Annotated in this window: 13 protein-coding genes; 1 reads left to right on the top strand and 12 read right to left on the bottom strand. The window is 65.9% G+C overall.

What is annotated here, in order from left to right:
- Positions 1–6: 6 nt before the first annotated feature.
- The 12 genes from AC3WMU_RS04970 to AC3WMU_RS04915 form a co-directional block, all read right to left on the bottom strand.
- Complete coding sequence (locus tag AC3WMU_RS04970; RefSeq protein WP_052017793.1) at positions 7–1,224, bottom strand: MFS transporter; 1,218 nt, start codon at positions 1,222–1,224, stop codon at positions 7–9.
- A gap of 186 nt (positions 1,225–1,410) precedes the next feature.
- Positions 1,411–3,015 (bottom strand): ABC-F family ATPase, encoded by a 1,605-nt coding sequence (locus AC3WMU_RS04965; protein ID WP_006222307.1) that lies wholly within the window; start codon positions 3,013–3,015, stop codon positions 1,411–1,413.
- Positions 3,016–3,220: 205 nt separating this feature from the next.
- Positions 3,221–4,342 carry an LD-carboxypeptidase gene (locus AC3WMU_RS04960; RefSeq protein ID WP_492281937.1) on the bottom strand — a complete coding sequence of 374 codons (1,122 nt, stop codon included), beginning with the start codon at positions 4,340–4,342 and terminating at the stop codon, positions 3,221–3,223.
- Positions 4,339–4,839, bottom strand: coding sequence for a tRNA adenosine(34) deaminase TadA (tadA, locus tag AC3WMU_RS04955; protein ID WP_052017798.1), 501 nt, complete (start codon positions 4,837–4,839; stop codon positions 4,339–4,341). Before tadA ends, AC3WMU_RS04960 begins: the two co-directional genes overlap by 4 nt.
- 10 nt (positions 4,840–4,849) lie before the next feature.
- Positions 4,850–5,698, bottom strand: a complete 849-nt coding sequence (locus AC3WMU_RS04950; protein WP_006222310.1) for an HAD family hydrolase — start codon at positions 5,696–5,698, stop codon at positions 4,850–4,852.
- Between the two features lie 104 nt (positions 5,699–5,802).
- Positions 5,803–6,315, bottom strand: coding sequence for a hypothetical protein (locus tag AC3WMU_RS04945; protein WP_234704727.1), 513 nt, complete (start codon positions 6,313–6,315; stop codon positions 5,803–5,805).
- 262 nt (positions 6,316–6,577) lie between these two features.
- Positions 6,578–6,919, bottom strand: a complete 342-nt coding sequence (gene mnhG, locus AC3WMU_RS04940) for a monovalent cation/H(+) antiporter subunit G (protein WP_006222312.1) — start codon at positions 6,917–6,919, stop codon at positions 6,578–6,580.
- Complete coding sequence (locus AC3WMU_RS04935; RefSeq protein WP_006222313.1) at positions 6,916–7,197, bottom strand: K+/H+ antiporter subunit F; 282 nt, start codon at positions 7,195–7,197, stop codon at positions 6,916–6,918. Before AC3WMU_RS04935 ends, mnhG begins: the two co-directional genes overlap by 4 nt.
- A gap of 2 nt (positions 7,198–7,199) precedes the next feature.
- Positions 7,200–7,682, bottom strand: coding sequence for a Na+/H+ antiporter subunit E (locus AC3WMU_RS04930; protein ID WP_492281936.1), 483 nt, complete (start codon positions 7,680–7,682; stop codon positions 7,200–7,202).
- Entirely contained in the window at positions 7,682–9,313 is a 1,632-nt protein-coding gene (locus AC3WMU_RS04925; protein ID WP_088587267.1) for a monovalent cation/H+ antiporter subunit D, read from the bottom strand. The genes AC3WMU_RS04930 and AC3WMU_RS04925 overlap by 1 nt, the downstream gene beginning before the upstream one ends.
- Positions 9,310–9,654, bottom strand: coding sequence for a Na+/H+ antiporter subunit C (locus AC3WMU_RS04920; protein ID WP_006227452.1), 345 nt, complete (start codon positions 9,652–9,654; stop codon positions 9,310–9,312). Before AC3WMU_RS04920 ends, AC3WMU_RS04925 begins: the two co-directional genes overlap by 4 nt.
- Positions 9,654–12,569: a monovalent cation/H+ antiporter subunit A gene (locus tag AC3WMU_RS04915; RefSeq protein ID WP_006227451.1), complete on the bottom strand. Its 2,916-nt coding sequence runs from the start codon at positions 12,567–12,569 to the stop codon at positions 9,654–9,656. The genes AC3WMU_RS04920 and AC3WMU_RS04915 overlap by 1 nt, the downstream gene beginning before the upstream one ends.
- 559 nt (positions 12,570–13,128) lie before the next feature.
- Here AC3WMU_RS04915 and AC3WMU_RS04910 point away from each other — a divergent pair.
- Entirely contained in the window at positions 13,129–14,115 is a 987-nt protein-coding gene (locus tag AC3WMU_RS04910) for a Bug family tripartite tricarboxylate transporter substrate binding protein (protein ID WP_006227450.1), read from the top strand.
- The last annotated feature ends 364 nt before the right edge of the window (positions 14,116–14,479 follow it).

The following is a 14,479-nucleotide window of genomic DNA, read 5'->3' as shown; positions in this document are numbered from 1 at the left end:
CCTCTGCTACGCGATTGACCGCTGGCGGACCGCATGGCGTTGCAAGCCGAATGCAATCAGAAAACCCACCAGTACGGCGACGGCGGCCGACAGGAAGATGGACGGGTAGCCGTAGCCGCTGGAAATATAGCCCGCGACAGGCCCCGTCACGCCCAGGGCCAGGTCCAGGAAGGCCGAGTACGCGCCCAGCGCCGCGCCGCGGCTGCCTGCCGGCACGCGTGCCACCGCCTCCACGCCGATGGCTGGGAATACCAGCGCAAACCCGCAACCGGTCAGCGCCGCACCCAGCAACGCGGCTGTGGGGTTGGGCGCCAACCACAGCAGCAGCAACCCTGCGGCCTCGACCAGGAACGAAACCTGCGCCACACGGAAGCCGCCGAAGCGCGTGATGGTGCCCGCAAACAGGAGGCGCACGCCGATGAACGCGCAGCCGAAGGCGCTGAGCGCATGCGCCGCCCCCTCCCAGGAGAAGCTGGCGTAGTACAGCGCCACGAAGGCCGCCAGCGTGCCGAAACCCACCGAACCCAGCCCCAGCGCCATGCCATGCGGGAAGACGCGCATGACCACGCTCTTGAACGCCATACGGTGGCCGCCCACGATCGCCACGGCGGCGCGCGATACCGCCATGCCCAGGCCGGCCAGACCCAGCAGCAGCACCATGCCGCCCAGCGCACCCATGCTCCATTCGGTTTCCAGCTTGACGCCCAGCGGCGCGCCCAGCGCCAGGCCGCCGTAGGTGCAGATCCCGTTCCAGGAGATGACGCGGGCGGTGTGCAGCGGGCCGACCCGCGCGATCGCCCAGGTGGCCGAACCCGTGCCGACCCAGCTTTCGCCAAAACCCAGCGCCAGGCGGCTGATGATGATGGCCGTCAGGCTGAGCCACCCGCTGCGTTCGAAGGCATAGGCCAGCAGCAGGAAAACGCCGCTGGCCGCGCACGCCACCATGCCGATCACGACCGTCTGCTTCGGCCCCACGGTGTCGGCCATGCGGCCCGCGTGTGAGCGGCTGAGTAGCGTCGCCACGTACTGCACGCTGATGGCCAGGCCGGCCAGCACCGAGCCATAACCCAGGTTTCCGTGCACATAGCCCGGCAGCACGGCCAGCGGCAAGCCGATAGCCAGATAACAGATGAAGGTGAAGAACGCGATGGAAACAATGCGCGCGGTCAACGCATACGTCCCGATGGGCGCGCCATCGGGCGTGGTGTGGGGTGTGGGAGACATGAATCGGAAAGGCGGGCGAGGTGCGTTTTGCACCAGGGTTTACCCGGATGATAGCGCACGCCATATTGCAGCGGGCTGAACGTCCGCGGGCCCACACATAACAGAGCCCGCCCCGATCGGAGCGAAGCGGAAGCTAGCCCATTGCCCCGCCGTCGATGCGGTGGGGCAATGGGCGTCAAGCCGGAATCAGGCCTCGATGCCGCGCGATTCCAGATAGTCTTCGTAGCCGCCGCGGTAGTCGATGATCTCGCCCGAGGGCAGGATTTCGATCACGCGGGTGGCCAGGCCCGACACGAATTCGCGGTCGTGGGACACGAAGACCAGCGTGCCTTCGTACTTTTCCAGTGCGAACTGCAGCGATTCGATCGATTCCATGTCCAAGTGGTTGGTCGGCTCGTCCAGCAGCATGACGTTGTGCCGGCCCAGCATCAGGCGGCCGAAGGTCATGCGGTTCTTTTCGCCGCCCGACAGCACCTTGGGCGCCTTGGGCAGATCGTCCGCCGAGAACAGCAGGCGACCCAGCACCGAACGGATCGATTGGTCGTCATCGCCCGGCTGACGATGGTCGCCCATCCAGTCCAGCAGGTTGATGTCGGTTTGCAGGAACTGGTCCGACACGTCTTGGGCCATGTAACCCAGGTCGGCGTTATCGGACCACTTCACCGAGCCCGAGTCCGGCTGCAATTCGGTGGCCAAGAGGCGCAGCAAGGTCGTCTTACCCACGCCGTTGGCGCCGATGATGGCGATCTTTTCACCGGCATCGACCATGGCCGAGAACTTGGTGATCACCGGCGCATCGTAGGCCTTCGTCAGGTTCTCGATGGTGACGGCCAGGCGGTGCATGACCTTGTTCTGTTCGAACCGGATGTAAGGGTTCTGGCGCGACGACGGCTTGACCACGACCTGGTCGGCCTTGATGCGGTCGATCTGCTTCAGGCGCGAGGTGGCCTGGCGCGACTTGGACTTGTTGGCGGCGAAGCGGCGGACGAAGTCCTGCAGTTCAGCAACGCGTTCCTTGGCCTTGGCGTTGTTGGACACCAGGCGCTCGCGGGCCTGCGTCGAGGCCAGCATGTAGTCGTCGTAGTTGCCGGCGTAGATGCGGATCTCGCCGTAGTCCACGTCAGCCATGTGCGTGCACACCTGGTTCAGGAAGTGGCGATCGTGGCTGATGATGATCATCGTGCTCTGGTAGCTGTTGAGCACGTTTTCCAACCAGCGGATGGTGTTGATATCCAGGTTGTTGGTGGGTTCGTCCAGCAGCAGGACGTCGGGGTTCGAGAACAGCGCCTGCGCCAGCAGCACGCGCAGTTTCCAGCCCGGGGCGACTTCGCGCATGGGCAGGTTGTGCTGGTCCACGGCGATTTCCAGGCCCAGCAGCAGTTCGCCGGCGCGCGCTTCGGCGGTGTAGCCGTCGTACTCGGCGAACTTGGCTTCCAGGTCCGCGGCGCGCATGTAATCGTCTTCCGTCGCTTCCGGGTTCGCGTAGATCGCGTCGCGCTCGGACATGGCGCCCCACATTTCGGTGTGGCCCATCATGACGACGTCCAGCACGCGCAGGTCTTCGAACGCGAACTGGTCCTGGCGCAGCTTGCCCAGGCGCACGCCCGGCTCAAGCGACACGTTGCCGGCGGAGGCTTCCAGGTCGCCGCCGATGATCTTCATGAACGTAGACTTACCGGACCCATTGGCCCCGATCAGCCCGTACCGGTTGCCTTCCCCGAACTTGACGCTGACGTTCTCGAAAAGGGGCTTGGGACCGAACTGGATGGTGAGATTGGCTGTGGATATCACGGTGTATTTGAGTCTGAGGGCGTCCGAAGACGCATGCGAGGAAACCCGATAGTGTAGCAAATGGGGCTACGGCCCCGATTTTCAATCTTCGCCCGGCAACGCCAGGACCGGCGCACCCCTGCCATGAACTTCTCCGTCCCCAAATGAAAACACCCCCGAGTCCGGCCACGGCCGGACGTCGAGGGCGTGCCGCCGATGGCGATGATCAGTGGTGGTGTTCGTCCAGCACCAGGTGCGCCAGGCCCTTTTCAGTGGCGATGCCCACCTTCTGGCCGATCGGCAAGGTGGCCTTGGTGGCCACATGTCCATAAGGCAGACCGGTGATGACCGGCACCTTGACCGTCTTGCGCAGCCAGGCCACGACTTCGTGCAGGTCGTAGCCCTTGTCGTGGGGCGCCAGCTTGTAGTCCGAGAAACGGCCCAGCACGATCGCCTTCTGCTTGCCCAGCACGCCGGCCTGCCACAGCTGGATCAGCATGCGTTCGACGCGGTAGGGATGTTCGGCCACGTCTTCCAGGAACAGGATGCCGCCGCGGATCTTCGGAAAGTACGGCGTGCCCAGCAGCGAGGTCAGCATGGCCAGGTTGCCGCCCCACAGGATGCCGCGGGCATCGACGGGGTCTGCGTCCTGCGTTTCGAAACTGAGGATCTCGAGTTCGCCGCGCATGACTTCGCCAAACAGCGCTTCGGTAAGGTCATCGACCTTCTTGCCGCCGAAGTCCGCCACTGCGGTGGCGCCGGTGTAGCTGACGGCGCCCGTCTGCGCCAGGAGGCCCAGGTTGAAGGCAGTGAAGTCGCTCATGCCGACGAAGCGCTTGCCGCTGTCGGCCATCGCTTTCCAGTCGATCTGGTGCAGCAGCCGGCCCATGCCGTAGCCGCCGCGCGTCACCATGACGATGGGCAGCTTCTGCTTGACGGCGCGCGCCAGGCTGCCCAGACGCTGCGCGTCGGTGCCGGCAAAGCGCTGGTGTTCGGCATAGGCCGTGCGGTCCAGGGCGGTCTTGAAGCCCTGCTGCTGCAGGCGTTCGCGCGCCAGTTCCACCGTGGCGGGATCGCGCACGGCCGACGACGGCGAGATCAGGTAGATGCCGCGGGCGTCCGGCAGCGTGTGGCTGTGCCCGTGGTCATGGCTGTGGTCGTGGCCGCAGTTGTCGTCGCAAGCGGGGCCGTGATCATGGCCGTGATCATGATCGTGGACTGCCGTCTTGGCCGCCGTTCTGGCCGCGGGCTTGGCGGCCGTTCTTGCGGCGGGCTTGGCGGTGCGCTTGGCTGCGGCGCTGCCGGCGGCGGCCTTGGTGCCCGCCTTAGCGGCTTTGGGGGTGCTCATGCTATGGATTCCTTGGCGCGGCGTTCGCGGAAGAACCGGCGCAGCAGGTCGCCGCAAGGTTCCGCCAGCACGCCGCCGGTGACTGAAGTGTGATGATTGAGTTTCGGGACCGACCCGACGTCCAGCACGCTGCCGCAGGCGCCGGTCTTGGGGTCGTAGGCACCGAACACGACGCGCGCCAGCCGCGCGTGCAGCATGGCGCCGATGCACATGACGCAAGGCTCCAGCGTGACATACACGGTAATTCCCGGCAGCCGGTAGTTCTCCAGCTGGCGGGCGGCGCTGCGCAAGGCCACGATTTCGGCATGGGCGGTGGGATCGTGGTCGATGATGGTGCGGTTGTAGCCGCGTCCCAGGATCTCGCCCTTGGCGGACACGACCAGCGCCCCGACGGGCACCTCGCCAATGTCATAAGCGGCCTGGGCCTCTTCGAGCGCCAGGCGAATGTAGCGGGCGTCTTCTTCGGTCCAGGGCGGCACCGCCGTCGTGGCCGTCAGCGAACCGGCCTCAACCACGATACACCCGGGACTTCAGCGCGATGCGGCCGGCCAGGCTGGTCACGGCCTCTTCCAGCCACTGGTAGAGCTCGGCCTGTTCGTCGTAGCGGGCCTGGTTCAGGTTGGACACCCGCCCTTCTTCGATGAAGCCCCAGGCGCGGCTGCGCTTGTCGCGGTGCTTCGGGTCCCAGACGCCGAAGGCGAAACCGCCGGCGCGGCGGATCAACGAAAAGCAAGGGATGTCGGTGTAGCCGTCGCCGACGAACACCATCTGGTCGAACGGCACGCGCAAGCGGTCTTCGGGCACCTTGCGGTTGACCTCGAAGGGCTTATTGCGGAAGTCGCGCCCGATGATGCCCTTCTGGATGTGGAACAGATAGCGCGTCTTGTCGGTGAAGCTGACGATGCGGCGCGGGAACGTGATGCCGCCGTCGTCGCCGTAGACGAATTCGGACGCCCAGATTTCAGTGAATTCGTGCGCGATGGGTGTGGAGCGAACCACGTCGCCGATGCCGCTGGAGATCAGGTAGAACTCCAACTGCACCTGCGGCTGTTCGGCGCGCACCGCCGCGCGCAGGCGTTGAAACAAGGTCGGCACGCCGTCGTGCAGCTCCAGGCGCGAGCCCCATTCCTGCAGGCGCTGCTGCGTAATGCGCCCATGCGTCCCCGCCTGGGACAGCTGGATCATCTTGTACAGGTAGGCGGGGACGGGATCCCAGTCCTGCTTGGACAGCAGCGGATCGACCTCGTCTTTCCAGAACGAGGCCGTGTCAACGCCGATGCTTTCCAGGAAACCGGACGTGCTGTCCGAGGCCAGCGTGTCGTCGAAATCGAAAATCAGGGCGATGACGTCGGACATGGATGCGTAAATAAAGGACGGAATAAGGGCGGGAAAAGCGCAACAGCCGCCATTTTGCCTGAATGCGGCGGCGGCTGTGCGTCGTACCCGGCCCTACGCGGCCATTATTGGCGCATTGGCGCGCTCATGGTGCCGGTGCCGGTGCCCGGGGCGGGCGCCATGCCGGGAGCAGGTGCCATGCCAGGCGCCGGCGCCGTGGTGGCCGGCGGGACCGTGCCAGCCGGAACCTGGATCACCGTCTCACGCAACACCCCACCCCCCTGGACGCTGCCGCGCACATTGGTGGGCGAGCTCATCTGCGTCAGGCAGTCCTGGCGCGATTCCGCGGGTAGGCGGTTGCAACGGTCGACCATGTTCTGCTGATGCTGGTCGGTGGAGCCTTCCTTCAGATTCTGGCGATTGGCTTCATCGCGCGCGGCGCCGGCTTCGCGCATGCACGTCGCGCGGTCCTGGTTGGTATTACCGCTCTTGCATTTCGCCACGTCCTGCTCGTACTGGGACTGGATGGCGGCGCGGCCGATCGCATCTGCCGCGTGGACCGCGCCCGCGGCCAACATCAAGCCCGCCGCGCAAAGGGTTGCTGCGAGGCGTTTGGTATGCATGGGTCGTACGTTCATGGCCAGCTCCTTGATGAGAATTGAACCGTAAGCGGTCAAGACCACCTGCCCGTCCTGCCGCTTGCTTGCACCTACTATCCCACGATGCGGCGTCGGGGACATGTCCAGCAACTTGCATTCGTAAGGTTACGTATCAAGCGCTTTTTTTGCCGTGGGGCGGCGCGGCGGCAAAAAAACAGGGCCGCTTGGCCCTGTTGTTGATACCTGCCGCGGTGCAGCATGGCATGTGGCGTTCACATGCAGTGGCGCTTGTTACCAGCCGTCAGCGGGCATCCAGGTCCGCGTCGGCCTTGGTCAGCCGATTGCGGTAGGTGGCCGCGCGCATCAGCAGCATGGCCGTGACTGGCGACGACACGACCAGCAACAGCGTGATGATCACTTCGTGGAACACGGGCCGCGCCGACAAGGCCGAGAACACCAGGATGGACGCCGCCAGCACGCAGCCGCAACCCAGGGTGTTGCCCAGCGTGGGCGCATGGATGCGTGCGTAGAACGTGCGAAAGCGCAGCAGGCCTGCCGAACCGGTCAGCGCCAGCAGGCCGCCCAGCACCAGCAGGATGCAGGCCGGGATGCCGGCCCACAGGGGGATGGCGGTTTCGATCATGGCTCGATCACCTCGCCGCGCAGCAGGAAGCGCGCCATCGCGGTGGATCCCACGAAGCCGAACAGCGCGATCAGCAACGCGATATCGAAGTACAGCGACGCCCCCGATCGGATGCCGAAGACCAGCATGGTGAGCATGCCGTTGATGTACAGCGTGTCCAGCGCCAGGACGCGGTCCTGCGCCGTGGGGCCGCGCAGCAGGCGGATGGCGGCAAACACCATGCCCAGCGCAAAGCACACCAGGGCAAAGGACGCTGCCCAATACAGTGCGGTGTTCATAGTCATTCAAACATCTCCATCAACGGGCGCTCGTAGCGCTCCTGCACCAGCTTGACCCAGTCGTCTTCGTTCTGGAGGTCGAGCACGTGCAGCTTCAAGCTGTGGTCGGGCGTCAGGTCCACCCAGACCGTGCCTGGGGTGTAGGTGACGATGCAGGCCAGCATGGCCAGGCCGTGCGGATCGCGCATGGTCAGCGGGATCATGATGAAGCCGGGTGAAAAATCGTTCCGGCGCGGATTCAGGATCAGCTTGCCCACGGCGATGTTGGACTTGATGATGTCCGCCGTGACGTGCAGGATTAGCGGCACGGCCTTCCACAGGCGGCGCGGCCGCGCATGCAAGGGACGCAGGCGCGACGCTGCCCACGTGAACCACAGCGCCAGCGCCGCACCCAGGGCGATCTGGCCCGCGGACAGGCTTTCGTTCAGCACCAGCCACAGGACGAACAGGAAAACGGGCAGGAAAAGGAAGTAAAGGCGGCGCATCAGCTTCCTCCCTTGACACCGCGCACGGTCTGCGCGGACATGACGGCGTCGATATAGGACTTGGGTTGATCCAGCGAGCGCGCGGCCTCGTCCAGATAGGCCGACACCGGCCCCGCCCCTGCGGCCAGGCCGACGCACAGCAACAGCAGCACGGCCACCGGCCCTGCTTCGATCACACGCAGGCGCGGCGTGCTGCGGTCGTCGCTGGCCCAGAACACGCGGATGCCGGTGCGGCCCAGGCCGACCAGGCCCGCCAGGCCCGAGACCAGTACGGCGGCCACCAGGATCCATGCGTCAAACGGCGGCGCGGATTCGGTGGCGGCCGACACCGCCGCCGACAGCAGCGAAAACTTGGCCACGAAGCCCGACAAGGGCGGCAAGCCCGTCACCAGCAGCGCGCAGCAGATGAACGCCAGGCCCAGGAACGCCATGGCTGCCGGTATCGCCACGCCGACCACGTCGTCAGAACGGTTCACCGACGCAGGGTCGTCCAGGTCGAAGGCGTCCAACGTCACCGCCAGCACGTTGGCGCCGAAGCTGCGCGTACGCTCGATCAGTTCGGCCAGCATGAAGAACGCGCCCGTGGTCAGCACCGAGCTGATCAGGTAGAAAAGCGCGGGGCCGGTCAGGGTAACGCCGGGCATGCCCAGCGCCGTCAGCAGCGTGCCGGCCGACACGATGACGCAATAGCCCACCATCTTCTCCAGCTGCTGGGTCGCCAGCAGGCCCAGCGCGCCGAACAGCAGCGTGGCCAGGCCCGCCGCGAACATCCAGTCCAGGCTGAACGCCGCAGGCGCGCCCGACGGCAGCAGCAGCGACCCGATGCGCAACAGCGCGTAGATGCCGACCTTGGTCATGATCGAGAACATGGCCGCGATCGGCGCACCTGCCGAGCCGTAGCCCTTCACCAGCCAGAAGTTCAGCGGCCAGGCGCCCGCCTTCACCAGGAAGGCCACCCCCAGGATGGCGGCGCCGGCTTCGAACAGCATGCGTTCGGCGCCCGTCAGGTTGCCGGCGCGCAGGGCCAGGTCCGCCATGTTCAGCGTGCCGGTCACGCCATAGATCAGCGCGATGCTGATCAGCAGCAGGAACGAAGCCACCAGGTTCACGGCGATGTATTGCAGCCCCGCGCTGACCCGCGCAACGCCCGAGCCGTGCAGCAGCAGGCCATAGGATGCCGCCAGCAGCACTTCGAAGAAAACGAACAGGTTGAAGAGGTCGCCCGTCAGGAAGGCGCCGTTCAAGCCCATCAGCAGGAACTGGAATAGCGAATGGAAATGCACGCCGGCGCGGTCCCAGCGGGCCAGCGCATAGATCAGCGTGGCCAGGCCCAGCACGGCGGTCAGCGTCAGCATGACGGCGGCCAGGCGATCCACCACCAGCACGATGCCGAACGGCGCGGGCCAATCGCCCACCAGGTAGACGCCTACGCCATCGGGCCAGACGCCGGGCACGCCGCCGCCGGCCACGGCCAGGAGCGCAATCGCCGCGGCCAGCTGGGCCAAGGTGGCGACCACCGAAATCGCCCCCCGCGTATAGCGGCTGGTATCGGCCAGCAAGAGCATCGCCGCGCCTGCAAGCAGCGGCGTGATGATGGGCAGTACAGGAAGGTGTTGAAGCCAGAAACTCAAGATTGGGACTCCCGTCCATCAACGTGGTCGGTACCCGTGAGGCCGCGCGAGGCCAGCAACACAACCAGAAACAGCGCAGTCGTGGCGAAGCCGATCACGATGGCCGTCAGCACCAGCGCCTGCGGCAGCGGGTCGGCGTACCAGGAAGGGTCATGCGCCATGGCGGGGTCCACGACCGGCGGACGGCCCGAGGTGAGCCGGCCCATGCCGAAGATGAAGAGGTTCACCGCATACGACACCAGCGACAGCCCCATGATGAACTGGAAGGTGCGCGGCCGCAGCAGCAGCCAGACCCCCGAGCCCGCCAATACGCCGATCGCGACGGCATAGATCAATTCCATCAGGCTTCCCCTGTTTGTGTGGCGGCCGCCTGGATTTCGGCGGCGGCCTTGCGTTGCGCGCGCAGCGATTGGTGGGCCAGCGCCACCAGCACCAGCACGGTGGAGCCCACGACCAGCATGTACACGCCCAGGTCGAACAGCAGCACGCTGGACAGATGGACGTGGCCGATGAGCGGCAGCGCGACATCCCAGGCCAGCGCGGCCAGGAACGGCTTGTAGGCCAGCCACGCGGTCACCGCCGCGATGCCGGCGGCCAGCAGGCCGATCCCGATCCAGTTCTGCGGGTTGAGCCGGCTGCGCGACTCCACCCAGTACACGCCGCCCACCATGTATTGCAGGATGACGGCGGTGGCGAAGATCAGTCCGCCGACAAAGCCGCCGCCGGGCTGGTTGTGGCCGCGCAGCAGGAAGTACACCGAAATCAGCGCAGCGGTGGGCAGCAACAGGCGCACCAGCACGGTCGGCACCATCATCGAGCCTTCGGGCACCAGCGACTTGATGTCGGGCGCGGCCGGTACGCCGCCGTCCTGTTCCTTCTGTTGGCGCGGCAGGTCGGCGCTTTCAGCGGCCGGACGGAAGCGGCGCAGCAGCGCGTAGACCGTCAGCGCCACGATGCCCAGCACCGTGATCTCGCCGAAGGTGTCGAAGCCGCGGAAGTCCACCAGGATCACGTTCACCACGTTGGTGCCGCCGCCGTCGGGCAGCGCGCGATCCACGAAATAGGAAGAGATCGTCTCGCCTTGCGGACGCACCAGCACCGCGTAGGCCAGCGCCGCCATGCCGGTGCCGGCGGCCGTGGCCATCAGCAGGTCGCGCAAACGGCGGCCTCGGGCGCGCAGCGTGGCCTTGAGCGTTTCCTCGTCGTCCTTCTCGATGCGGCGGGGCAGCCAGCGCAAGCCCAGAAGCAGCAGCACCACGGTGACCACTTCAACGGACAACTGGGTCAGCGCCAGGTCGGGCGCGGAAAACCACACGAAGGTCAGGCAGGTGATCAGGCCGGCGCCGCCGGCCAGCGCCAGCGATGCCAGGCGGTGGTATTTGGCCTGATAGGCAGCACCCAGCGCGCAAGCCCCGCCCACCAGCCACAACAGGGCGAAAGCGGGGTCGACCGGCGTCATGCGGCCCGTGCCTTCCAGCCATCCGCCGCCGCGCAAGGGCAGCCAGGCCACGAACAAGGTGCCCAGCACGATCAGCAGCATCTGCACCTGCAGGCGCGACGACGCCACCCAGCGCAGCAGCCAGGCCGCCGCCACGCTGGAGCCATCAAGCAACGTTTCGAAGGTGCGGCGGCCGTCCAGGCGGTAGATGAACGGCACGCGGCCCGGGTTGGCGCGCTGGTGGGCGCGCAACGCCAGGTACAGGAGCACCCCGGACGCCGTGGCGACCAGGCTCATCACCAGCGGCAGGTTCACGCCGTGCCAGACGGCCAGGCTGTATTCGGGCATGTTCTCGCCCAGGATGCTCTGCGCCGCGGTCGCCAGGAACGGGCCGACCGTCAGGGCGGGCAACACGCCCACCAGCAGGCACATGAACACCAGCAGCGCGCTGGGGAACAGCATCCAGCGCGGCGGCTCATGCGGCGCGCGCGGCAGGTCGGTGGCCGGGGGGCCGAAGAACACCTGCAGGATGAAGCGCAGCGAATAAGCCACGCTGAATGCCCCGGCGATGGTGGCCATCAGCGGCAGGCCGATCTGGGTGAAGCTGTCGCCGCTGATGAAAGTGGTCTCGGCGAAGAACATTTCCTTGGACAGGAAGCCGTTGAGCAGCGGCACGCCTGCCATGGACGCCGCCGCCACCATCGCCAGGGTGGCGGTGATGGGCATGGCCTTGTACAGGCCGGACAGGCGGCTCAGGTCGCGCGTGCCGGTTTCGTGGTCCACGACCCCGGCAGCCATGAACAGCGACGCCTTGAAGGTGGCGTGGTTGATCATGTGGAAGATGGCGGCCACCAGCGCAAGCTCGCTATTGAGCCCCAGCAAGAGTGTGATCAAGCCCAGGTGGCTGATGGTGGAATACGCCAGCACGCCCTTCATGTCCTGCTGGAAGATGGCGGCATAGGCCCCCAAGACCAGCGTGATGAGCCCTGCTCCGCCGATGATCCAGAACCATTCGTCGGTGCCTGACAGCACCGGCCAGAAGCGGGCCAGCAGGAATACCCCGGCCTTCACCATGGTGGCCGAGTGCAGGTAGGCGGACACCGGCGTGGGCGCCGCCATGGCGTTGGGCAGCCAGAAATGGAACGGGAATTGCGCGCTTTTGGTCAATGCGCCAAGCGCCACCAGCACCAGCACGGCCGGATACCAGGGGTCGGCGCGCACCAAGTCGCCCGAGGCCAGCACGCGATCCATGTCGTAGCTGCCGACGATATGGCCCAGGATCAGCACGCCCGCCAGCAGGCAGAGGCCGCCTGCGCCCGTCACCGTCAGCGCCATGCGGGCACCGCGCCGGGCGTCCAGGCGGTGATGCCAATACGCGATCAGCATGAATGACGCCAGGCTGGTCATTTCCCAGAACATCACCAGCTGGATCAGGTTGCCGGACAGGACCACGCCCAGCATGGCGGCCATGAAGGCCTGGAAAAACGAGAAAAAGCGCGGGACCGGATCTTCCGGCGACATGTAATAGCGGGCGTACAGGACCACCAGTGCGCCCATACCGGAGACGATCAGCGCGAACAGCCACGCGTAGCCGTCCATGCGCAAGGTGAACTGCAGGCCCAGGGCGGGCGCCCACGGCATGTCGAACCGGATCACGCCGCCGTTGGCGACTTCCGGGTAAAGGCTGGCAATCAGAACCACACAGGCCAGGGCGATCAAGCCGGCCAACCACGCCTCGGCATTACGGGCGTTCGAAGGCAACAGCGCGGCGCACAGGCTGCCGGCAAACGGCAGAGCGAGGATCAGGATCAGCGACATGGCGTTCCGAGAATGTCCGGGCCCCCTCCCGCCGGCACGTGGCAGCGAGAGACGAAACAGACCGGGGATTGAAAAACGGACGGAACCCTGGCCCGGTGCGTCGCTGCACTACACGTTGCCCCGCGGGGACATCAACCAACGCCCCATTGAACGGCGCAGACAGAAACAAACGCAATAGCTTTCTTGCAAGACCGGCCAAGAATCTCATCCGAAAAATATCAGATTCTTGTAAGTTATGCAGAGATTTATGCGTGAACCCGGCTAATGACAGCACGATGACTGCGCAATGATTGCGCAATGACAGGGTTTGAGAAATCGTTCATCTTGTTGTCAGGCTTGGCTTTTTCGGCGATCTGACGCGATTTCCACACAACTATCCGTCACTGAAAAAATATTTTTGCGTAAAGACAGGGAGAATCCTGAGTTGACCGTAGGGGGATTCCTGTGTGGAATTGCGCCCACGAAGCGTCGGCTACGCCAGCATCCCGGCAAAGCGCGCTTCACCGACGCCGGCCCAAGAAGCCGGTCGGCTCGGAACAACAAAATATGGAGAAGACTCTTGACCGTGCTGTCTCATGCCAAGGCCATCCTGGCCGCCGCCATCGCAGGCGTCTGCTTTAGTTCCGGCGCCCACGCCGCAGATCCGTACCCTAATAAGCCCATCCGCCTGATCGTCCCCTTTGCCGCCGGCGGCACGACCGACATCGTCGCCCGTATCGTTGCCGAAGGCCTGGGCCGTGAACTGGGCCAGGCCGTGGTGGTGGAAAACCGCGGCGGTGGCGGCGGCTCGATCGGCGCCGACGCGTTGGTCCGTTCCGCGCCTGACGGCTACACGCTGGGCGTGGCCACCGTCAGCACCATGGCCACGAATCCGGCCACCAACCCCAAGAACCCCTACAACCCGATCAAGGACTTCACGCCGATCACCAACCTGGTGAACGTGCCGAACGTGCTCACGGTCAACCCGGCCGTGCCCGCCAAGTCGCTGGCGGAATTCATCACCCTGCTCAAGGCCAACCCCGGCAAGTACAGCTATGCCTCGTCCGGCGCAGGCGGCATCGGCCACCTGGACGGCGAATTGTTCAAGTCGCTGACCCAGACCGACATGGTCCACGTGCCCTACCGAGGTTCGGGCCCGGCCCTGAACGACGTGATCGCCGGCCAGGTGAACGCCCAGTTCGACAACCTGCCCTCGTCCATGCCCCACATCCAGGCCGGCAAGCTGCGTGCCCTGGCCGTGGCTGCTCCCAAGCGCCTGCCCGCCCTGCCGGACGTCCCCACCTTCAAGGAAGGCGGCCTGCCCGAAATGGACAACATGGCCTGGTACGGGCTGGTCGCACCCGCCGGCACGCCGCAAGCCGTGGTTGACCGCATCCACGACGCCGCCGTCAAGGCGCTGAAAGACCCGAAGATCGTCCAGCGGCTGGCCGACGGCGGTTCGCTGGTGGACGGCAATACGCCCGCCGAGTACGCCGCGCAGATCAAGCGTGAACTGGAACTGCGCCAGCGCATCGCCAAGGAACGCAACATCGTCTCGACGAACTGATCCCCGCCTGAGGGAAAGGCTGCTGCTTCATTCGAAGCCAGCCTTTCCCACTTGACTCCGGACGCGCGGGTGTTAGCATCTGCCCCCGTGCGATCCGATTTTTCTCCCATCCCCCCCGCTGCCTGCGTCCTTTGCGCCCTGCGCTCGACTTTGTTGAGCTCGCAGGAAGTCGCCGCGCGTTCCGCTTACGCGCGCTCCAAGCCCGGCTAATCGCCCGGCGCCTCCGCTTTCCCCCTTCCTATTCCGGCCTGTCGCCGGTGGCCCTGCACATCCGTGCGCGTTGCCGCCTGCCACGCGCCGGCGGACGCCCTACCGCGTGGCCGGGCGCCCGCGCCTGAATCTTCGCCGCCCGCCCCGACCGCTG

The sequence above is a fragment of the Achromobacter sp. FW305-C-13 genome, assembly GCF_058783475.1.
The sequence above is the reverse complement of the archived record's forward strand: the minus strand, read 5'-3'. Positions and strand labels throughout refer to the sequence as shown.